The sequence below is a fragment of the Xenorhabdus sp. TS4 genome, from assembly GCF_014467265.1.
GTDB lineage: Bacteria > Pseudomonadota > Gammaproteobacteria > Enterobacterales > Enterobacteriaceae > Xenorhabdus > Xenorhabdus ehlersii.
This window is the reverse complement of the sequence record NZ_NKHQ01000081.1, coordinates 50,796-71,504: the sequence shown is the minus strand read 5'-3', so window position 1 is coordinate 71,504 and position 20,709 is coordinate 50,796. Positions and strand designations below refer to the sequence as shown.

The 20,709-nt window shown below is 42.4% G+C and carries 18 protein-coding genes; 11 read left to right on the top strand and 7 right to left on the bottom strand.

Annotation, left to right across the window (positions count from 1 at the left end; translation table 11 throughout):
* The first annotated feature begins 194 nt into the window (after window positions 1-194).
* The 3 genes from Xets_RS17630 to rluB all read left to right on the top strand — a co-directional run bounded on the left by Xets_RS17630 (window position 195) and on the right by rluB (window position 2,713).
* Window positions 195-1,067 (top strand): PHP domain-containing protein, encoded by an 873-nt coding sequence (locus Xets_RS17630; protein ID WP_099132389.1) that lies wholly within the window; start codon window positions 195-197, stop codon window positions 1,065-1,067.
* Between the two features lie 19 nt (window positions 1,068-1,086).
* Window positions 1,087-1,707, top strand: coding sequence for an L-threonylcarbamoyladenylate synthase (locus Xets_RS17625; RefSeq protein ID WP_099132390.1), 621 nt, complete (start codon window positions 1,087-1,089; stop codon window positions 1,705-1,707).
* Window positions 1,708-1,789: 82 nt separating this feature from the next.
* Window positions 1,790-2,713 (top strand): 23S rRNA pseudouridine(2605) synthase RluB, encoded by a 924-nt coding sequence (gene rluB, locus Xets_RS17620; protein ID WP_099132391.1) that lies wholly within the window; start codon window positions 1,790-1,792, stop codon window positions 2,711-2,713.
* Window positions 2,714-2,778: 65 nt separating this feature from the next.
* Here the strand turns inward: rluB and cobO are convergent, their stop codons facing one another.
* Both cobO and Xets_RS17610 read right to left on the bottom strand, forming a co-directional pair.
* A complete protein-coding gene (cobO, locus tag Xets_RS17615) occupies window positions 2,779-3,375 on the bottom strand; it encodes a cob(I)yrinic acid a,c-diamide adenosyltransferase (RefSeq protein WP_187652233.1) in 597 nt (198 codons plus the stop codon).
* Window positions 3,372-4,139: a YciK family oxidoreductase gene (locus Xets_RS17610; RefSeq protein ID WP_099132393.1), complete on the bottom strand. Its 768-nt coding sequence runs from the start codon at window positions 4,137-4,139 to the stop codon at window positions 3,372-3,374. Before Xets_RS17610 ends, cobO begins: the two co-directional genes overlap by 4 nt.
* A gap of 235 nt (window positions 4,140-4,374) precedes the next feature.
* Here Xets_RS17610 and sohB point away from each other — a divergent pair, with 235 nt between their 5' ends.
* Window positions 4,375-5,421, top strand: a complete 1,047-nt coding sequence (gene sohB / locus Xets_RS17605; RefSeq protein WP_187652232.1) for a protease SohB — start codon at window positions 4,375-4,377, stop codon at window positions 5,419-5,421.
* A gap of 83 nt (window positions 5,422-5,504) precedes the next feature.
* Here sohB and Xets_RS17600 read toward each other — a convergent pair whose 3' ends face one another.
* A complete protein-coding gene (locus tag Xets_RS17600; protein WP_120211330.1) occupies window positions 5,505-5,663 on the bottom strand; it encodes a DUF2498 family protein in 159 nt (52 codons plus the stop codon).
* A gap of 307 nt (window positions 5,664-5,970) precedes the next feature.
* Here Xets_RS17600 and topA point away from each other — a divergent pair, with 307 nt between their 5' ends.
* Together topA and cysB are read left to right on the top strand one after the other, a co-directional pair.
* A complete protein-coding gene (gene topA / locus Xets_RS17595; RefSeq protein WP_099132394.1) occupies window positions 5,971-8,568 on the top strand; it encodes a type I DNA topoisomerase in 2,598 nt (865 codons plus the stop codon).
* Window positions 8,569-8,929: 361 nt separating this feature from the next.
* Window positions 8,930-9,904 (top strand): HTH-type transcriptional regulator CysB, encoded by a 975-nt coding sequence (gene cysB, locus Xets_RS17590; protein ID WP_099132395.1) that lies wholly within the window; start codon window positions 8,930-8,932, stop codon window positions 9,902-9,904.
* 99 nt (window positions 9,905-10,003) lie between these two features.
* Here the strand turns inward: cysB and Xets_RS17585 are convergent, their stop codons facing one another.
* Window positions 10,004-10,843, bottom strand: a complete 840-nt coding sequence (locus tag Xets_RS17585; protein WP_099132396.1) for a hypothetical protein — start codon at window positions 10,841-10,843, stop codon at window positions 10,004-10,006.
* 295 nt (window positions 10,844-11,138) lie between these two features.
* Between Xets_RS17585 and acnA the strand changes: the two genes are divergently transcribed.
* Entirely contained in the window at window positions 11,139-13,829 is a 2,691-nt protein-coding gene (gene acnA, locus Xets_RS17580; RefSeq protein ID WP_187652231.1) for an aconitate hydratase AcnA, read from the top strand.
* A gap of 88 nt (window positions 13,830-13,917) precedes the next feature.
* Here acnA and ribA read toward each other — a convergent pair whose 3' ends face one another.
* Complete coding sequence (ribA, locus tag Xets_RS17575; protein WP_167450575.1) at window positions 13,918-14,514, bottom strand: GTP cyclohydrolase II; 597 nt, start codon at window positions 14,512-14,514, stop codon at window positions 13,918-13,920.
* Window positions 14,515-14,883: 369 nt separating this feature from the next.
* Between ribA and Xets_RS17570 the strand changes: the two genes are divergently transcribed.
* The 4 genes from Xets_RS17570 to yciH all read left to right on the top strand — a co-directional run bounded on the left by Xets_RS17570 (window position 14,884) and on the right by yciH (window position 17,525).
* Window positions 14,884-15,198 (top strand): LapA family protein, encoded by a 315-nt coding sequence (locus Xets_RS17570; RefSeq protein WP_099132399.1) that lies wholly within the window; start codon window positions 14,884-14,886, stop codon window positions 15,196-15,198.
* Between the two features lie 6 nt (window positions 15,199-15,204).
* Window positions 15,205-16,374: a lipopolysaccharide assembly protein LapB gene (lapB, locus tag Xets_RS17565; RefSeq protein ID WP_187652230.1), complete on the top strand. Its 1,170-nt coding sequence runs from the start codon at window positions 15,205-15,207 to the stop codon at window positions 16,372-16,374.
* A 91-nt stretch (window positions 16,375-16,465) separates the two neighbouring features.
* Window positions 16,466-17,206 (top strand): orotidine-5'-phosphate decarboxylase, encoded by a 741-nt coding sequence (pyrF, locus tag Xets_RS17560; RefSeq protein WP_099132401.1) that lies wholly within the window; start codon window positions 16,466-16,468, stop codon window positions 17,204-17,206.
* Window positions 17,199-17,525 carry a stress response translation initiation inhibitor YciH gene (gene yciH, locus Xets_RS17555; protein ID WP_099132402.1) on the top strand — a complete coding sequence of 109 codons (327 nt, stop codon included), beginning with the start codon at window positions 17,199-17,201 and terminating at the stop codon, window positions 17,523-17,525. Before pyrF ends, yciH begins: the two co-directional genes overlap by 8 nt.
* A 58-nt stretch (window positions 17,526-17,583) precedes the next feature.
* Here yciH and bla read toward each other — a convergent pair whose 3' ends face one another.
* Together bla and Xets_RS17545 are read right to left on the bottom strand one after the other, a co-directional pair.
* The gene (bla, locus tag Xets_RS17550; protein ID WP_187652229.1) at window positions 17,584-18,516 is read right to left on the bottom strand and encodes a class A beta-lactamase; all 933 of its coding nucleotides are present in this window, start codon (window positions 18,514-18,516) and stop codon (window positions 17,584-17,586) included.
* A 96-nt stretch (window positions 18,517-18,612) separates the two neighbouring features.
* Window positions 18,613-20,550 (bottom strand): exoribonuclease II, encoded by a 1,938-nt coding sequence (locus Xets_RS17545; RefSeq protein WP_187652228.1) that lies wholly within the window; start codon window positions 20,548-20,550, stop codon window positions 18,613-18,615.
* Window positions 20,551-20,709 lie beyond the last annotated feature (159 nt).

The following is a 20,709-nucleotide window of genomic DNA, read 5'->3' as shown; positions in this document are numbered from 1 at the left end:
AATGGATTTTTGATAAAGGTTTTTTTAGTAAAGAGTGTTTCAGTTAACCTGTGTACTAGTAAACTGGTTCGAGGTTTGCTTGTCAATGATTTTTTTTACTCTTGTGTTATCATTACCGCTTTGCGCTTGATTGCGCTTCATATCACTTTAATCGATAGTGCCTTTTTCCCATCCGAAAAACAGGTAAAAAAACAATGACTGAAGCCGCCAGTGAAATGACAAAACGCTATGATCTGCATAGCCATACGACCGCTTCAGATGGTGTTTTATCACCTGAGCAGCTCGTGGACAGAGCCATTGCTATGGGTATTGATGTACTGGCAATTACCGATCATGATACGACGGAGGGTATTCCGTCTGCTTTAAATCATATTCAGCAAAATAATTTGCCATTAACATTGATATCCGGCGTTGAAATTTCGACATTATGGCAAAATCTGGAAATTCATATCGTTGGCTTACACATTGATATCAACTCTATTTCCTTACGGAAGTTTTTAGCGCATCAAGTTGATTTAAGGCAACAGCGTGGTATTGAAATGGGGCAACGGTTGGCCAAAGCAGGCATTGCCGATGCTTGGGAAGGTGCATCTAGATTAGCCAATGGTGGACAAGTCACTCGCGGCCATTTTGCCCGTTATTTGGTAGAAACGGGAGTTGTACCGACTATCCCGAAAGTGTTCAAAAAATATCTGGTAAAGGGAAAAATCGGTTATGTCCCACCGCAATGGTGTACAATCGAGCAGGCTATTGAAACCATTCATCAGGCAGGGGGACGGGCTGTGATTGCCCATCCCGGTAGGTATAATTTGTCGACGAAGTGGCTAAAACGGTTAATAGTTTGGTTTAAACAACATGGTGGTGATGCAATGGAAGTTGCACAGTGCCAGCAAGCCCCTAATGAAAGACAACAACTTGGTCAGCTGGCAAGAGAATATGGGTTGAAAGTATCATTAGGATCGGATTTTCACCAACCTTGTTCATGGATAGAACTTGGGCGCAATTTGTGGTTACCCGGTGATGTTGTACCGATATGGCACGATTGGTCACGGCTTGGGGCTGCATAGAAGTATAGAGGTTATATTTATGAGCCAGTTTTTTTATATCCACCCTGACAATCCACAAATCCGTCTTATTGATCAAAGTGTGGATGTACTGAAAAAAGGCGGAGTTATCATCTATCCTACTGATTCAGGTTATGCCATTGGTTGTTGCCTTGAAAATAAGGATGCTATGACCCGTATATGCCGTATTCGCCAATTGGAAGGACGCCACAATTTTACGTTGATGTGTCGTGACTTGTCTGAAATTGCCACTTATGCTCATGTAGATAATCAGGCGTTCAGGTTGATCAAAAATAACACGCCAGGCAATTACACTTTTATTTTACAGGCGACAAAAGAAGTACCGCGTCGCTTGATGAATGAAAAACGCAAAACCATCGGCTTGCGAGTTCCTTCTAATCCTATTGCGTTGGCCTTGCTGGAAGGGATGTGTGAGCCATTGATGTCATGTAGCTTAATTTTGCCCGGAAATGATTTTGCCGAATCTGATCCTGAAGAGATTAAGGATACTTTGGGTAAACAAGTTGATTTAATCATTCACGGTGGTTATCTTGGGCAGCAACCGACGACGGTAATAGATTTGACTGGGGATTCACCAGTAATTCTTCGTGAAGGCGAAGGTGATGTAACACCTTTTTTATAAAGTGTACGTTTTTTTTAAAGTATACGATTCAATTTTTATTTAGTATCACGACGCCTGTGAAGGCGACAATAGAGGTTGCTCAATGAGCGATAAAACAGAAAAGTTACAAAAAGTTCTCGCGCGTTCTGGTCATGGTTCCCGTCGCGAAATCGAGGGGTATATCCAACAAGGACGCATTAGCATTGATGGTAAGATTGCAACGTTGGGTGATCGAATCGAAGTTAAGCCCTCAATAAAAATTCGTCTGGATGGACGGATCTTAAATATCAAAGAGCCACAGAAAACAATTTGCCGTGTTTTGGCTTATTATAAACCGGAAGGTGAATTGTGTACCCGCCATGATCCTGAAGGCCGTCCGACTGTGTTTGATCGTCTGCCAAAAATGCAAGGCGCACGCTGGATTGCGGTAGGGCGTCTGGATATTAATACCAGCGGGTTGTTGTTGTTTACTACCGATGGGGAATTGGCTAACCGTTTAATGCACCCAAGCCGCGAAGTTGAGCGTGAATATGCAGTTCGTGTGTTCGGTGAAGTCGATAACGCAAAACTCCGTCAATTGACACAAGGTGTACAACTGGAAGATGGCCCGGCTTCATTTAAGACCATTGCGTTTAAAGGTGGAGAAGGTATCAACCAATGGTACAACGTTACTCTGACAGAAGGCCGTAATCGCGAAGTCAGACGCTTATGGGAAGCCGTTGGTGTGCAAGTCAGCCGCCTGATCCGTGTGCGTTATGGCGATATCGATCTGCCGAAAGGTTTGCCGCGTGGTGGCTGGACTGAGTTGGGGTTGGAACAGACTAACTATTTACGTCAATTGGTTGATTTGGATGAAGAGATTTTGACCAAAGTCGCTGTTGGGCGTGATCAACGCCGCGTTAAGGCTAATCAGATCCGCCGCGCGGTAAGACGACATACTCAGGTTGTATCCCGTCCGGCAGGAAAACGTCCTGCAAGCAGTTCTCGTCAGAATGCAGGGAAGAAGACCACATCTAAAGGTCGTTAATACGTTTAAGCCGCTGTTTCAGCCATATCAGCATTTATCTAAAGCGATTGAAACAGCGGATTCATTTACCAATCAATGCCTTTCTGTGCCTTAATTCCGGCATTAAACGCATGTTTTGCCGGGCGCATTTCCGTAATCGTATCGGCATATTCCAGTAATTCTCGATGGCATCCTCTGCCTGTGATAATCACACTTTGATGGGCAGGACGCTGTTTAAGGGCAGTCAGAACCTCGGTGAGTTCTAAGTAACCATAACTAACCATATAGGTTAATTCATCCAGCACTACAAGGTGCAATGAAGGATCAGATAGCATTGCCGCAGCCTGTTTCCAGGCTGTTTGACAGGCTGCTGTGTCTGATTCGCGATTTTGAGTCTCCCATGTGAAACCTGTTGCCATCATATGAAATTCAACACCTTGCTGTATCAGCAAGTTCCTTTCACCGCTTTCCCATGTCCCTTTGATGAATTGGATAACACCAGCACGTTGTCCATGCCCGATTGCACGAGTAACTGTGCCAAATGCAGCGGTAGTTTTTCCTTTACCGTTTCCTGTGAACACAATAACAATCCCCCGTTCTTGTTGTGCTGCTTCAATACGGGCATCGACTTTTTCTTTCAGGCGTTGTTGCCTTTTCTGGTACTGGCTATTATCTCTGGTCACGATTCAGCAGGTCCCGCTTTGCGTCCGGGTTGAGCATCAAAACTGATGCCAGAATCATTTCGGCTGTCATCTCCCATTACATAAAGATAGACAGGCATAATATCCGCTGGTGTTTTTAACTTAGCGGGATTTTCATCAGGAAAAGCACATGCTCGCATGCTGGTGCTTGTTCCGCCAGGATTGATGCAGTTAATACGCAGGGAAGTATCCCGATATTCTTGTGCCAAAACTTGCATTAGGCCTTCTGTAGCAAATTTGGAAACAGCATATGCTCCCCAACCACTTCTGCCCTCACGGCCGACACTGGAGCTGGTGAACACCAAAGAAGCGCTAGTGGATTTTAATAATAGAGGGATCAATGCCTGAGTCAGCATAAAAGTAGCGTTGACATTCACTTGCATCACTTCATGCCAAAGTTGTACAGGCTGTTCTACGATAGGGGAAACAGCACCAAGAAGCCCAGCGTTGTGCAAGACACCATCCAAATGTGAATAATGCTGGGCCAGATAGTTGGCGAAAGTTTGGCATTCTTCTGCGGTCACTGTCAGCAGATCCATCGTATAAATGTCAGCAGATAAACCACTATCGTTTGCAATTTGCTGCCTGACTGCTTCCAGTTTAGCGGTGGTACGTCCCAGCAGAATAACTTGTGCACCGTGGCGGGCATAAGTCAGCGCGGCTTCGCGCCCAATGCCATCGCCAGCACCGGTTATTAAAATAATTTTTTGTTGTAGCAGATGACTATTGGGTTGGTAATCAAACATCGAACAATCTTCCTATATTGCTTGTGAATCTATGACTGCCATTTCAGGATGGCTCATACAGGTCATCATCAGAACAAAACTTAAGGTTCCCGTCAAATTTGCCTGCATTGGTGAAAAATGGGTAAAAGAGTGTAACTCCAATTGAGATAGGTTAAGCAAACTGTTAGGGCAAGGTATTCGGTTTTTAGTTAGAATGAAACAAACATATTGTTCATCAATTAATAAAGGTGGAGCTGTGGAATATTTGTCTCTATACGGATTGTTCTTAGCCAAAGTGCTCACGGTGGTTTTGGCAATCGCCATTCTGACGGTCGTTTGTATCGGATTAGGTGTACGTAAAACAATGCACAAAGGGGAATTGAAGCTGACTAATCTTGGTAAGTCATACAAGGAAAGACAGCGCCAGATGCAGCAGGCTCGAATGAGTGAAGCAGAACAAAAAATTTGGCAAAAAACATTTAAAAAACAGCAAAAAAGTGACGCTAAACAGAAAAAAGCGGAAGCCAAAACGGGTCAGAAAGGCATACAGAAGCCAAATCTTTATGTTTTGGACTTTAAAGGTAGTATGGATGCCCGTGAAGTGGAGTCACTCCGCGAAGAGATCAGTGCAATACTGGCTGTGGCTGACAAAAAAGATGAAGTTTTGCTGCGACTGGAAAGTCCTGGTGGTGTGGTTCATGGATATGGACTGGCAGCATCTCAATTGGTTCGTTTGCGGCAGAAAGGGATACGTCTGACAATTGCCGTGGATAAAGTAGCTGCAAGTGGTGGATACATGATGGCTTGTGTGGCTGATCGCATTATTGCTGCACCGTTTGCCATTATCGGTTCCATTGGCGTTGTGGCTCAATTACCAAATATTCATAGGTTATTGAAGAAAAATGATATTGATGTTGAATTGCATACTGCGGGCGAATATAAACGTACCCTGACTGTTCTGGGAGAAAATACTGAACAGGGACGCAAGAAATTTCAGGAAGATTTGAACGAAACGCATAAGTTATTCAAATCATTTATCCATCAATATCGTCCATCTTTGGATGTGGAAAACGTAGCTACTGGTGAATATTGGTACGGTACACAAGCAAAAGAAAATGGGTTGATTGATGATGTGGGTGTCAGTGATGATTTTCTGATTGAAAAAATTGAACATTGTGAAGTAATCGGTGTTAATTATTATCGCCGCAAACGTGCCATAGACCGTTTTATGGGGAGTGCGATGGAGAACGTTGACAAATTGTTTATGCGTTGGTGGCAAAGGGGAGAAAAACCTTTGTTGTAACGGAAAAATCAGTTACCTAAAACTACCGCAGATATTATGCGGGTAAATAGAAGAGATTTATATATCCTTTATTGCCCGCATATTTATTGATAATTGATTAACCAATCAGGGATGATACTCCGTTCTCTTTGTTCCGCGCTCTCTGCGTACATGCCTTGTATAAAATCTTCGTGTTTCTTAATGATTTCATTTACTTTTTTTAGTAACTGCTTTCGCTTAACAGGCATGGTTTTAGTTTTCATTTATTGTGCTCCTTCAAAAAATAAGTTGTTGCGCATCGTTTTTTATCAGGTAGAGTGTGGGCTTTTCGTCATGCAGATGGAAGATTTTGTTTACAACTGTTAAAACATACAATTGTATGGTTTGTGTAGGTATATAAAATATCCTAAATATTTCAAAGGGTTTTGCGCTTAAGCAAAGGTACAAGATAAAAATTAGTTGATATCTTGCAAATCTATCGCAATATAAAAAGAGGTTTTATTTTATATATCGCAACATAACGCCGTGATTTTCGCCATCTGAAAAGAAGATAATTAGGTAAAGGTAACTATGGCTAAAGCTCTTGTTATAGTGGAGTCCCCGGCAAAAGCCAAAACAATCAATAAATATCTGGGGAATGACTACGTTGTAAAATCCAGTGTAGGTCATATCCGTGATTTGCCGACGAGTGGAACAGTGAGTCAAAAGAGTTCAAGCTCATCTACCGATAAGAATAAAAAGAGAGCAAAAAAAGATGAGAAAACGGCGCTGATCATCCGTATGGGTGTCGATCCTTATCATGATTGGGAAGCGAACTATCAAATTTTGCCAGGCAAAGAAAAAGTTGTTTCAGAGCTGAAAACGCTGGCTGAAAAAGCTGATCATATCTATCTTGCAACAGACCTTGACCGCGAAGGGGAGGCTATTGCATGGCATCTGCGAGAAGTGATTGGTGGAGATGAATCCCGTTTCAGCCGGGTTGTATTCAATGAAATTACCAAAAATGCAATCACACAGGCTTTTGATAATCCCGGTGAATTGAATCTTGACCGTGTGAATGCCCAGCAAGCGCGCCGTTTTATGGATCGCGTTGTAGGTTACATGGTTTCACCGCTACTGTGGAAAAAAGTTGCCAGAGGGTTATCCGCTGGGCGGGTGCAATCTGTCGCAGTTCGTCTTGTGGTTGAGCGGGAACGTGAAATCAAGGCATTTGTGCCGGAAGAATATTGGCAACTGCACGCGGATTTAATGGCTAAGGGTGATATCTCTCTCCATATGGAAGTTACCCATGAGAAGGGAAAACCATTTAAACCCGTAAATGCGCAACAAACGCAGTCAGCAGTATCTCTGCTTGAAAAAGCGAGATACAAAGTGATTGAGCGTGAAGATCGTCCAACATCGAGTAAGCCAGGTGCACCATTCATTACCTCAACATTGCAACAGGCTGCAAGTACACGGCTTGGGTTTGGGGTTAAAAAAACCATGATGATGGCGCAACGCTTATATGAAGCTGGGTATATCACTTATATGCGTACCGATTCGACTAACTTGAGTCAGGACGCGTTGGAAATGGTTCGTGGTTATATCAGTAACCATTTTGGTGATAAATACTTGCCGAAAAGTGTCAATGTTTACAGCAGCAAGGAAAACTCTCAGGAAGCCCATGAGGCGATTCGACCTTCTGATGTTAATGTCATGGCAGAAGAATTGAAAGATATGGAAACTGATGCACAAAAATTGTATCAGCTTATCTGGCGTCAATTCATTGCTTGTCAGATGACACCTGCGAAATATGATTCCACGACATTGATCGTTCAAGCTGGCGATTTTGAGTTACGCGCCAAAGGCCGTACTCTGCGTTTTGATGGTTGGACAAAAGTCATGCCGATTTTGCGCAAAGGAGATGAAGATAATACTTTGCCGGTGGTGGAAGTGGGCACAGAGCTTGATGTGCAACAGTTGATACCAAGCCAGCACTTTACAAAACCACCTGCGCGTTTCAGTGAAGCGTCCTTGGTCAGGGAGTTGGAAAAACGTGGGATTGGTCGTCCATCGACTTATGCATCAATTATTTCAACCATTCAAGAGCGTGGTTATGTTTGCGTTGAAAATCGGCGGTTCTATGCAGAGAAAATGGGTGAAATTGTCAATGATCGTTTGGAAGAAAATTTCAACGAATTGATGAACTACGATTTTACGGCAAGAATGGAAGACCAGCTCGATCATGTAGCCAACAATGACGCAAATTGGAAAGGCGTTTTGGACGAATTTTTCTCCAATTTCAGTGAACAGCTTGATGTTGCCAGTAAAGAACCAGATGAAGGCGGAATGCGCCCGAACCCGATGGTGATTACCTCAATTGGGTGCCCGACCTGTAGCCGTCCAATGGGAATTCGTACTGCAACAACAGGGGTATTTCTTGGCTGCTCTGGTTACGTGTTGTCACCTAAAGAGCGATGCAAGCAGACGATTAACCTTATCCCGGAAAATGAAATCCTAAATGTCCTGGAAGGGGATGATGCTGAAACCAATGCATTGCGTGCTCGTCGGCGCTGTAAAAATTGTGGTACAGCGATGGACAGTTATTTGATTGATAACCAGCGTAAATTGCACGTATGCGGTAATAACCCGGAGTGTGATGGTTATGAAGTTGAAGAAGGTGAATTCCGCATTAAGGGTTATGACGGTCCGATAGTTGAGTGTGATAAGTGCGGTTCAGAAATGCACCTGAAAATGGGGCGTTTTGGTAAGTACATGGGTTGTACAAACGAAGGGTGTAAAAATACCCGTAAAATTTTGCGTAATGGGGAAGTGGCGCCACCGAAAGAAGATCCGGTTCCGTTACCTGAGCTGGCATGTGAAAAATCGGATGCTTACTTTGTTCTGCGTGATGGTGCAGCAGGGGTGTTTTTAGCAGCCAACACCTTCCCTAAATCTCGCGAAACGCGAGCACCATTAGTTGAAGAGCTTGTTCGGTTCAAAGATCGCTTGCCGGAAAAATTGCGTTATTTAGCGCAAGCGCCTGTTGCTGATCCGGAAGGGAATAAAACAGTTGTTCGTTTTAGCCGTAAAACTAAACAGCAGTACGTTTCGTCAGAGAAAAATGGCAAGGCCACCAGATGGACCGCATTTTTTGTTGAAGGGGCTTGGGTTGTGAAAGAAAAGTAATCGATCTTTAAGATAAATTTGTGCATTATATCCTCATTTATTGGGTATAATTCATAGAAATATATTTAGAGATATATTTCTTTTTTTATGGGAAATGTAACTTTTCTTTCTAAAAAGCCAGTTCTATGGACTGGCTTTTTTTGTATTTCGACAAAATTAAAACACAATATATCTGCAACAGGTGCTTGATAATAGTTACTCATCTTAATTATTTGTTATATAAATATATAGCAAGTGTTATAGTGGTTATATTCCTACAGATATATATTCTATATAGTTATAAGTGAGTAACCATTAGCAATATAGCAATTGGTTAAACTACAAAACGTTCATACATTTGATTATTAGGGACAGTGCTGATATGAAACTACAGCAATTGCGTTATATTGTAGAGGTGGTTAACCACAATCTAAATGTATCTTCTACAGCAGAAGGGTTGTATACCTCTCAACCGGGGATCAGCAAACAAGTCAGGATGCTCGAAGATGAGCTGGGGATTCAGATATTTGCTCGTAGTGGTAAACATTTGACGCACGTGACTCCAGCTGGTGAAGAAATTGTCCGTATTTCACGTGAGGTTCTGTCAAAAATTGATTCAATTCGTTCTGTTGCCAGTGAACACACCTATCCAGATCGCGGTTCTTTATATATAGCGACGACCCATACACAAGCAAGATATGCTTTACCTCCTGTTATTAAGGGCTTTATTGAACGTTATCCCAATGTATCACTGCATATGCATCAAGGTTCTCCAACGCAAATTGCGGAAGAGGTATGCAAAGGAAATAGTGATTTTGCGATAGCAACAGAAGCACTGCATCTCTATAGCGATCTGATTATGTTGCCTTGTTATCATTGGAACCGTTCTATTGTGGTGACGAAAGATCACCCTCTTGCTAGTAGACAGAATGTGACGATTGAAGAACTGGCTGAATATCCGATTGTAACCTATACGTTTGGTTTTACTGGGCGCTCTGAGTTGGATGTTGCTTTTGATCGGGTTGGTTTGAAACCTAAAATCGTATTTACGGCAACAGATGCCGATGTGATTAAAACTTATGTGCGGTTAGGGTTAGGGATTGGTGTGATTGCCAGTATGGCCGTAGAACCCGTTAAGGACGGTGATTTAGTACGTATTGATATGCGTGATCAATTCGGTTACAGCACTACCAAGATCGGCTTTCGACGCAGTAGTTTTCTGCGCAGTTATATGTATGATTTTATTTGGCGTTTCGCGCCACATTTGACGCGTGATGTCGTGGATAAAGCCATTGCGTTACGCTCCAATGAAGAAATCGAAGAAATGTTCAAAGATATCGAACTGCCGATAGTGTAAAAAGATATTTACTATCAGAAAAATAGATATAAATAAGATAGATAGTGTCAAGAAGATTAAACCACCTCCAAACAGCAGGCAGGTGGTTGATCTTTTATTTTATGTCCCCTTTGGACTCATTGTCTTAAATTCACCACTGAAAAAATTGTCAGAATTTTCTATTGAAGATTTTTGATTTTTGAGAATGAAATTATCGAAAGCTATTTTAACTTCGTGATTTTCTAACGATTGATAATGAAATAAGGAAATACAAGAGGAGTAAGTAAATTCAACATTAATATTCTCGCTAGAAGCGCAATTTGACGTCACTGTTGAGTTGGTTCTGTCAAAATCTATTTTATAGAGTTTTATTTTAGGGGCATACATGACCCGATCTTCAACGCCAATTGCTTCAATAACACTGGCTAATGTGAGGGTGGAATAATGATCTCCATTCCGTTTTAAACCCAGCCTTATAGCATCACCTTGTTTTTGCAAAAAATCGGAAAAGCTTTTCAGGCTTGGAGAGTTTGCATTTAAAATAATATCCATGATGAGTTGGAGTAAATTAGTTGCAATAGAAACGCCTTTCATTTCATGCTGATAGGTTTGACTTTCGACATTCATGATACTCATCAAGGGCAGTTTTGCCATGATATCACCCCAAAATTGAATGTCAGTCTTATATTTTTTGCCATGAGTATTGGTATATTTGGCGATATAATCGGCGGCTATTGAAGAAAGGGCGATCTGTATTTTTTTGATTTCATTCATTTTCTGTATGACACTGCCTTTGTCGACAATATTTGAAGTAATAATAAATTGGACAAGGCCGTCTGTATCACTAAGCTGATAATCCGACAAGGAAAATTTATCTCTAATGCCAGCCGAAAAAAACTGATCGGCTTGTTTTATATGGCTCAGGTAATGTTGGTATTCTTTGTTTTTTTCTGTATCCATAATTTTGCCTCCAATCTCTAATAAACGTATTGAGTATCCTGAATATACCTTTATTTTTCAAATTTCAATTTGAAACCTATTAGCCAGAAATGCGTAGAAACTTTAGAGTCAATTCAATCAAACTCTTATGGCGTGAATAAAACATATCTACTTTGGAGGTGTCATCATTAAAATTTATCAATAAATGAGGATTTACAGCTAGTTAGCAAAATGTGTGGTGACGGAATAACAAATAGTTGCTTATATGTTATGTTTAATGGTAGCTGACCATCAATAATAAGAAAGGAGAGGAGTTATGTCGTTTAAATTGAAAACGGACTGTGCTTCAACGCTCTCGATCGGAAGCAAATCCACTGGCAGTGAAACCTATCACTATTACAGTTTACCTCTGTTATCTGAACGAGTTGGCAATATATCCCGCCTGCCAAAGTCACTGAAAGTTCTGCTCGAAAATCTCTTGCGCAATGTTGATGGTGAATCAGTTGTGGAAGATGATTTGCAGGCGTTGGTGGAATGGCAAAAAACCGGTCATGCAGATCGAGAAATTGCTTATCGCCCCGCCCGCGTACTTATGCAGGATTTTACAGGTGTGCCGGCTATCGTCGATCTTGCTGCGATGCGGGAAGCTGTGTTGAGACTTGGTGGAAATGTAGAGCAGGTTAATCCGTTATCCCCTGTTGATTTGGTTATCGATCACTCGGTGATGGTTGATAAATTTGGCACTGAACAGGCATTTTCAGAAAACGTCCAGATAGAGATGGCACGTAATTATGAACGTTATCTGTTCTTGCGTTGGGGACAGAAAGCTTTTAATCGTTTCCGCGTTGTCCCTCCCGGAACAGGGATTTGCCATCAGGTTAACCTGGAATATCTGGGTAAAGCCGTTTGGTATGAAAATCAGGATGGTAAGGATTTTGCTTATCCTGATACGTTGGTCGGAACGGATTCTCACACAACCATGATTAATGGGATGGGCGTTCTGGGATGGGGTGTAGGGGGAATTGAAGCCGAGGCAGCGATGCTGGGACAGCCAGTTTCTATGCTGATCCCAGATGTTGTTGGCTTTAAACTGACCGGAAAATTGCAAGAAGGGATCACAGCAACTGACCTTGTACTGACTGTGACACAAATGCTGCGTAAGCACGGTGTTGTGGGTAAATTTGTTGAATTTTATGGTGATGGATTATCTGATTTGCCGTTGGCAGATCGGGCAACTATTGCCAATATGTCCCCTGAATATGGTGCGACTTGTGGTTTCTTCCCTGTTGATGACATTACATTAGACTATATGCGTTTAACGGGGCGCCATGAAAAAGAAATTGCTTTGGTTGAAGCTTATTGCAAAACTCAGGGTTTATGGCGTAATACGGGAGATGAGCCTATTTTTACCAGCACCCTAGAGTTGGACATGTCGACAGTTGAAGCAAGTTTAGCTGGACCGAAACGTCCTCAAGACCGGGTTGCATTGGGAAATGTACCACAAGCTTTTCAATCCGCCACAGAATTGGATATTCATAAAACCCAAGAACACTCATCAGCGGTATCAGTGACTTTAGATAACCAAACGTTTTCATTGCAAGATGGTGCTGTGGTGATTGCTGCCATTACTTCTTGCACGAACACCTCTAATCCCAGTGTATTGATGACAGCGGGATTACTTGCCAAAAAAGCGGTTGAAAAAGGTTTGCAGCGTCAACCATGGGTTAAAACTTCACTGGCTCCTGGCTCGAAAGTTGTGACAAGTTATTTAGAATTGGCAGGTTTCATGCCATATCTGGAAAAATTGGGTTTTAATTTAGTGGGGTATGGTTGTACTACCTGTATTGGTAACTCTGGGCCATTGCCTGATCCTATTGAAGCTGCGATTAAACAAGCGGATTTAACTGTTGGAGCTGTGCTTTCCGGTAATCGAAATTTTGAAGGGCGCATTCATCCTTTGGTGAAAACTAACTGGCTAGCATCACCGCCGCTGGTGGTAGCTTATGCGCTTTCTGGCAATATGAGAAAGGATCTGACACGAGAGCCTATTGGGAAAGATCAACAAGGTAATGATGTTTACTTGAAGGATATTTGGCCTGATAGTACAGAGGTTGCAGAAGCGGTTGGAAAAGTCAGAACTGAAATGTTCCATAAAGAATACGATTCTGTGTTTGATGGTGACGAAAGTTGGCAATCCTTGAGCGTCGAAAGCTCAGCAACTTATGCTTGGCAGGCGGATTCCACCTATATACGCAATCCGCCTTTCTTCAGTGATATGACGGCTGAGCCTAAACCAGTTACAGACATTCATCAGGCTCACATTTTGGCGATCTTGGGGGATTCAGTCACGACGGATCATATTTCTCCTGCGGGAAATATCAAAGCTGACAGTCCTGCCGGACGTTATTTGCAAGAACATGGTGTTGCACCAAAAGATTTTAATTCGTATGGTTCAAGGCGTGGCAATCATGAGGTTATGATGCGAGGAACGTTTGCTAACATTCGTATTCGTAATGAGATGGTATCAGGGGTTGAAGGAGGTTATACCCGGCATATTCCTTCACAATCCCAACTTGCTATTTATGATGCAGCGATGCGTTATCAGGAGGAAAAAATACCATTAGCCGTTATTGCGGGGAAAGAATATGGTTCAGGATCAAGCCGTGACTGGGCTGCAAAAGGAACAAGACTACTGGGAGTCAGGGTTGTAATTGCAGAATCTTTTGAACGCATTCACCGCTCTAACTTGATTGGTATGGGTGTCTTGCCATTGGAATTTCCTCAAGGCGTTAGCCGCAAGAGCTTAAACCTGACAGGTGAGGAGCGAATTGATATTACAGGATTATCTAACATTCAACCTGGGCAGACAATTGCAGTGAAAGTTACCTATGCCAATGGACAGGAAATTGTGATTGATACCCGTTGCCGCATTGATACGGGAACAGAACTGTCTTACTTCTATCATGATGGTATTTTGCATTATGTGATTCGTAATATGCTGAAATGATAAAAAACTGAAAAATCACATTTAGAAATAAAAACTGCGCCCACACTGACGCAGTTTTTATCTTTTACAGAAAGTCATTAGAGAACTTTTAGCTTGATTTGGACAGCAAATGGCCCATTCGGTTGGCTTTGGTATCCAAATAGTGAGCATTTTGGGAATTACGTCCTACGATCAATGGAACACGTTCGGTGATATTAATACCTGCTTCTATCATGATTTCAACTTTTTTAGGGTTGTTAGTAAGAAGACGAATTGTATTAATATTCAAAATATTATACATGTCTGAACACAGGGTGAAATCTCTTTCATCGGCAGCAAAACCTAATTGATGGTTGGCTTCAACAGTATCAATACCTTGATCCTGTAAAGCATAGGCACGAATTTTATTCAGCAGGCCAATATTGCGGCCTTCCTGGCGGTGATAGAGCAAAACACCCCGGCCTTCCTGACTAATTTGCGAAAGTGCAGCTTCTAATTGAAAACCACAGTCGCATCTTAGACTGAATAAAGCATCTCCAGTGAGGCATTCTGAGTGGATGCGCGATAATACAGGTTCATCACCAGAAATATCGCCGAAAACAAGAGCGACATGATCGCGGCCGGTTTTGATTTCTTCAAATCCAATCATTAAAAACTCGCCCCATGGTGTAGGTAATTTTGCTTCAGCTACTCGTTTTAGTTGTATTTTTGTATTCATATATTGATTTAACTCGTTATAAATATTGCGATATCAGAACAATACCGGTTGAGAAATCAGCTAAAACTACGCAAAAATTTTCTCTGATTACAACGCATGCACGCCGACGCATTGTAACAGAAATTATTATTGCGCATGAATAAAGCGTCGGGTCCTTTAATGATAAATATATTAACATGCTAAACTATAGGCAGATTTTTGCAGATGTATTTATTACAAGAAGAGGGAAATCAGCGTTTATTGCAATAAATTGCTTCCTTTACGTAGACGTGTGTAGACGAGAAATGCTAATTTAACACGCCACTATGTCTGTTATTTGGCATAATCAATCAGCAACGATAGATAACAGGAAGAAATGTGAAATATTTTCTGATCTTATTACTGGCACTGGTTGTTTTTGTTATCTCAGTGACGCTGGGAGCAAATAATAATCAGATAGTGACGTTTAATTATTTGATTGCTAAGGGTGATTACTCTGTATCCACATTGCTGGCTGCGTTGTTTGCTGTTGGCTTTATTCTCGGTTGGGGAGTTTGTGGTTTTTTTTACCTACGCGCCTGTGTTTCTTTGCGACATGCGAAACGCAAAATCAAGCGACTGGAAACTCAAGTGGAACAACCATCTGAATCATCCAAAAAAGTCGTATCTACCGTAGCATTAAACAAGGAATAATTCTCTATGTTAGAGCTGTTGTTTCTGTTGCTTCCCATTGCTGCCGCCTATGGCTGGTATATGGGGCGCAGAAGTGCTCAACAAGATAAACAACAATCGGCTGACCGCCTTTCGCGTGAATATGTTGATGGTGTTAACTTTTTGCTCTCCAATCAGCAAGATAAGGCGGTAGATTTATTTCTTGATATGCTGAAAGAGGATAGCTCTGCATTTGAGGCTCACCTAACATTGGGAAATCTTTTCCGTTCCCGTGGTGAAGTTGAAAGAGCTATTCGTATTCACCAGTCCCTAATGGAAAGTGCTTCCCTGACATTTGAACAGCGTTTGCTTGCGATCCAGCAACTTGGGCAAGATTATATGGCTGCTGGAGTTTATGATCGCGCAGAGAACATGTTCGTTCAGTTAGTTGACGAAACTGATTTCCGTGAAAATGCCTTTAATTCCTTGCTAACCATCTATCAGTCAACCAGTGATTGGAATAAAGCCATTGATATCGCAGAAAAACTCGTAAAACTGGGTAAACACCATTTTCGGGAAGAAATTGCCCATTTCTACTGTGAGTTGGCTCTGCAATGTATGGGCAGTGATGATTTTACTGCTGCGATCGGCTATTTGAATAAAGCGGCTCAAGCAGACAAAAATTGTGCCCGTGCTTCTATTATGTTTGGTCGTATTTATATGGCTCAGGGAGAATATCTTAAAGCGACCAATGAGTTGAAACGCATTCTTGAGCAGGATAAACAATTAGTCAGTGAATCTTTGCCAATGCTGCAAGAATGTTACCAACATTTGTCTCAACCGGACGCGTGGCAAGCTTTTGTACAGCGTTGTGTAGAAGAAAATTGTGGTGCGATCGCTGAACTTCATATGGCCGATATTCTTGAGAAGAAAGAAGGGCGTGAAGTTGCTCAAAACTTCATTAACCGTCAGTTGGAACGCCATCCAACAATGAGATTATTTTACCGTTTGATGGATTACCATATGACGGAAGCAGAAGAAGGGCGGGCTAAAGAAAGCTTGATTCTTTTGCGCAATATGGTTGGTGAGCAAATCCGTACAAAACCTGATTATCGATGCCATAAATGTGGTTTTACTTCCCGTTCGTTATATTGGCATTGCCCATCATGTCGTTCTTGGGATTCTATTAAACCGATCCGAGGGCTGGATGGTCAGTGACACTGTCACTATTATACTGCTACTCATTAGTAATTAAAGTTTATAAGTAATTAAGTAATTCAATTTAATTAGTAAATCAAAGGGCCTAAAAATGATCTCCCACACAGTTCAAACTTTAGATAAACAGATTGACTCGCCTGTTATTGTTGCACTGGATTATGACAATCAGGACGCAGCGCTGGCATTTATCGACAAGATTGATCCACAATCCTGTCGTCTGAAAGTGGGCAAAGAGATGTTTACACTGTATGGCCCGCAATTTGTTCAGGCGCTGCATCAGCGTGGTTTTGATGTGTTTTTGGATCTTAAATTTCACGACATCCCCAATACAACGGCAAGGGCGGTTGCCGCTGCCGCAGAATTAGGTGTGTGGATGGTTAATGTTCATGCAAGTGGTGGTGCGAGAATGATGACAGCAGCTAAAGAAGCGTTGCTGCCTTACGGTAAGGATGCGCCTCTGTTGATTGCGGTGACAGTGCTGACCAGTATGGAACAATCTGATTTATTAGGCACAGGCATTGATATAACTCCAGCGCAACATGCGGAGCGTTTGGCATTATTGACAAAACAGTGTGGTTTAGATGGCGTAGTTTGTTCAGCCCATGAAGCACAGCAATTGAAAGTTGTATGTGGACAAGCATTCCAGCTTGTTACCCCAGGTATTCGTCCTGAAGGTACAGAAGCGGGAGATCAGCGCCGGATCATGACACCTCCTCAGGCGGTTCAGGCTGGGGTGGATTATATGGTGATCGGGCGTCCAATTACTCGATCAGAAAATCCGACATTAGCACTACGGCAGATTAACCAATCTCTTGGACTCGTTCATGAATAATAACTCTCGTTTGGTTTATTCGACGGATGGTGGCCGCATCCAGGAGGAGGAAAAAGTAAAGCCTTCTCGTCCGAAAGGTGATGGTATTGTACGTATCCAGCGCCAAACCAGTGGCCGTAAAGGGAAAGGTGTTTGTGTGATTACGGGTATAGATGCTGACGACCAAACTTTGGCTAAGTTAGCAGCCGAATTGAAGAAAAAGTGTGGCTGTGGAGGCTCTGTCAAAGAGAGTGAAATTGAGATTCAAGGCGATAAACGCGACTTGTTGAAGCAATTGCTGGAAGCAAAAGGCATGAAGGTAAAACTGGCTGGAGGCTAAGCTCAGTTTGTTATATACAAGCTATGCAGCCAATAAACTGCATAGCTTGGTAATTGAACTAATTAATACGTGTTACGATACGGGCAGCCGCAGCCAGTACGTCAGGGCGGGCACTGGCTTTTTTGTTATCTGGCTGAGTAAAATAGGTAACTAAAACCAACGGTGCACGATTGGATACTGGCCAAATGACCGCGATATCATTTGTTGTACCATAATCGCAGCGACCGGTTTTATCTCCTACAATCCAATCCTTGGGTACTCCCGCACGAATGCTGGCGCCGCCAGTTGTATTGCCTTTTATCCATTCAGCTAATTGTTCACGTTGTATTGTAGCCAAGGTATCGCCCAATACTAAATTATATAAACTTTTTGCCATAGCTTGAGGTGTGGAAGTATCACGCTCATCACCTGGAATAGCGGTATTTAATTCGGGTTCATAGCGATCGAGGCGAAAAGAATTGTCACCGATAGTACGGGCAAAGTGTGTCACTTCATTTGGGCCATTCAATTGGTTAAGAAGTAAATTCATAGCCGTATTATCGCTATATTGCAGTGTTGCTGCGCTCAACTCTCCTAAGGTCATACCCTCTTTGAGATGTTTTTCCGTAATTGGACTATATTCAACAAGATCTGATCGTTGATAGTGAACTGGTTGATTTAATAGGTGAATATTTGTTTCGCCTTTTTTCAGAATAGCGGATACCGCCATCAGCTTACTGGTGCTGCATAGAGGAAAACGCTCGTTTGCACGGTAGGTGATGGTGGAATGATCAGATATATCTATCAATACCACACCAAGCCGGCCATTGGCATTTTTCTCCAATATGGAAAGCTGATGGATGATCTTATTTGTCTTGCCAGATAATGTTTCATGCTGGTGAGAAATTTGATTGTTATGAACAGTGGAACTAGCTGGAAAAGTGAATAATATACCAAGTAACGAAGCGAGGGCAGTTGTAAAACCTATTCGGTTTACCGAAGAAAATAGCATGTGGAAGTCCTCATAGGGATTATCTTATTGTTATTACAAAACTGCCGCCATAAATGGCGGCAGAGATGCTTTATCGAAATTATCTGTAAGATTAGTTTATACAGGACGTGCCACAATATTGCGGGTTTCCATTCTGACTTCTTCAATACGGATATTAATGATGTCATTCAAGCGGTGAACCGTCTCGCCTTTGATCAACACGGAACCTGTTTCTTGACTGCATTGAAGTTCATCACGAACAGTATGTAAAAATGGTCCAGGAACGAAAGCGATAGCACCGTTATCTACCAGTCGAACTCGCAGGCCACCACGGGTGATATCGATAATTTCTGCTGGGAATGTTTTATCTGTGCCAGCATAAGGTTGTAAGAAACGGGCATAGAGCCAATCACCAACATCGCGCTCGGCCATGCGGTTAGCCCGGCGCCGCTCTGTCAATCGCAGGCAAAAATCTTCAGTCGGTTTTTCTATCTCCACTTGTTGGATAATTGCTTTCAACAAACGGTGGTTGATAATATCGCTGTATTTACGGATAGGGGATGTCCAGGTCGCGTAAGCATCAAATCCTAAACCAAAGTGTGGGCCTGGTTCTGTTTTGATTTCAGCAAATGTTTGGAAACGGCGGATGCGACTGTCCAGGAATTGGGTTGGTTGTTTATCCAGTTCACGGCGCAATTCGCAGAATCCTTCCAGATTCAGTAATGCTTCGGCATTAGCTTCAATGCCGTTTTCCTTGAGAACTTCAACGACCTGCTCAATCTGGGTAGGTTCAAAGCCAGTGTGGACGTTATAAATACCAAAGCCTAACTTATCACGCAGAATTTTAGCTGCACATAAGTTTGCTGCGATCATGGCTTCTTCGACAATACGGTTAGCTGTACGGCGCTGTTCAATAACGATATCAACAACATGGCCATTATCATCAAGGATAAATCGATAATCCGGGCGTTCCTTGAAAACCAGGGCGTTTTGTAGACGCCAGTTATTGCGACGTTCACACATCTCTTTCAGAAGGGTGATTTGGCTAATTACAGCGTCTGATCCTGGTTTCCAACTTTCTTGGCCTTCTAACCAGTCTGAGACTTCGTCATAAACCAGCTTAAATTTAGACTCAACCCAAGCAGAGAAAAATTGAGTATCATCACCCAATTGACCATCTTCGGAAATTGAAACCTGACAAACCAAGGCAGGGCGGCGTACATTAGGGCGCAGAGAGCATAGGTCATCGGATAGCTCACGAGGGAGCATTGGGATATTGAAACCTGGCAGGTAATTGGTGAAACTACGCTGGTAGGCAATTTTGTCCAGTTCGCTATCCGCTTTGATATAAGCAGTGGGATCGGCAATTGCAATAGAAAGTTTCAGGCTGCCATCATCATTTTTGGTGATGTGCAGGGCATCATCCATATCTTCAGTTGTTGCACTGTCAATAGTGACAAAATCAAGCGCGGTCAGATCGATGCGTTCGATAGAACTATCATCCAACTGGCAATCCGTCATCGCTGGCGCTTCGCGTTCCAGTTCATGGCGAGTTAATGTTACCCACCACGGTGCGTAGTGGTCATCACCTTGCGTAATATAGCCAGTGATTTCGGCATGAAAACCACGATCGCCTTTCAGGGGATGTCGGCGCATTTCAGCTACGGCCCAATCGCCATTTTCAAAGATATGGTCAACTTGGTTTGCTGGGCGGCAAGGGATAGTGTCTTTTAATAATGGGTGATCAGGAATAATCCACAGTCGGTTGTCATTTTCTTTCTTCTGGACCTTTCCTACAAAACGGGTCAGGAAGGGTTCAATCAGAGACTCTGGTTCGGCAATTTCTTTCTCTTTGTCTGTGTGGATAGCAGCGGTAATCCGATCACCGTGCATGACTTTTTTCATGTGAGGAGGTGGAATGAAATAACTTTTTTGGCCGTCGACTTCTAGAAATCCAAAACCTTTCTCAGTTCCTTTGACTAAACCTTCTACACGCAGGGTCTGAGCGTGAAGTTGCTGTTTTAGCTGCGCAAGCAGCGGATTATTTTGAAACATAATATCAAGAGAATATGGAGTTATTATTGATAATTTTGGACAACAGTTTTACGCGAATCGAGAGTATGGAGCAAGTAACATCTTATCAAAACAGGAAAAACTGTGGTGTAAGACCAAAAATTAGTCTTTTTTCCGAAACGGGGAATGTTATTTCTACTT

Excerpts from the sequence above, each read along its gene's own strand:
- acnA (WP_187652231.1), top strand. The coding sequence starts at position 11,139 with ATGTCGTTTAAATTGAAAACGGACTGTGCTTCAACGCTCTCGATCGGA.
- Xets_RS17625 (WP_099132390.1), top strand. The coding sequence starts at position 1,087 with ATGAGCCAGTTTTTTTATATCCACCCTGACAATCCACAAATCCGTCTT.
- bla (WP_187652229.1), bottom strand. The coding sequence starts at position 18,516 with ATGCTATTTTCTTCGGTAAACCGAATAGGTTTTACAACTGCCCTCGCT.
- lapB (WP_187652230.1), top strand. The coding sequence starts at position 15,205 with ATGTTAGAGCTGTTGTTTCTGTTGCTTCCCATTGCTGCCGCCTATGGC.
- Xets_RS17545 (WP_187652228.1), bottom strand. The coding sequence starts at position 20,550 with ATGTTTCAAAATAATCCGCTGCTTGCGCAGCTAAAACAGCAACTTCAC.
- pyrF (WP_099132401.1), top strand. The coding sequence starts at position 16,466 with ATGATCTCCCACACAGTTCAAACTTTAGATAAACAGATTGACTCGCCT.
- topA (WP_099132394.1), top strand. The coding sequence starts at position 5,971 with ATGGCTAAAGCTCTTGTTATAGTGGAGTCCCCGGCAAAAGCCAAAACA.
- yciH (WP_099132402.1), top strand. The coding sequence starts at position 17,199 with ATGAATAATAACTCTCGTTTGGTTTATTCGACGGATGGTGGCCGCATC.
- Xets_RS17585 (WP_099132396.1), bottom strand. The coding sequence starts at position 10,843 with ATGGATACAGAAAAAAACAAAGAATACCAACATTACCTGAGCCATATA.
- Xets_RS17600 (WP_120211330.1), bottom strand. The coding sequence starts at position 5,663 with ATGAAAACTAAAACCATGCCTGTTAAGCGAAAGCAGTTACTAAAAAAA.
- Xets_RS17630 (WP_099132389.1), top strand. The coding sequence starts at position 195 with ATGACTGAAGCCGCCAGTGAAATGACAAAACGCTATGATCTGCATAGC.
- Xets_RS17610 (WP_099132393.1), bottom strand. The coding sequence starts at position 4,139 with ATGTTTGATTACCAACCCAATAGTCATCTGCTACAACAAAAAATTATT.
- rluB (WP_099132391.1), top strand. The coding sequence starts at position 1,790 with ATGAGCGATAAAACAGAAAAGTTACAAAAAGTTCTCGCGCGTTCTGGT.
- cysB (WP_099132395.1), top strand. The coding sequence starts at position 8,930 with ATGAAACTACAGCAATTGCGTTATATTGTAGAGGTGGTTAACCACAAT.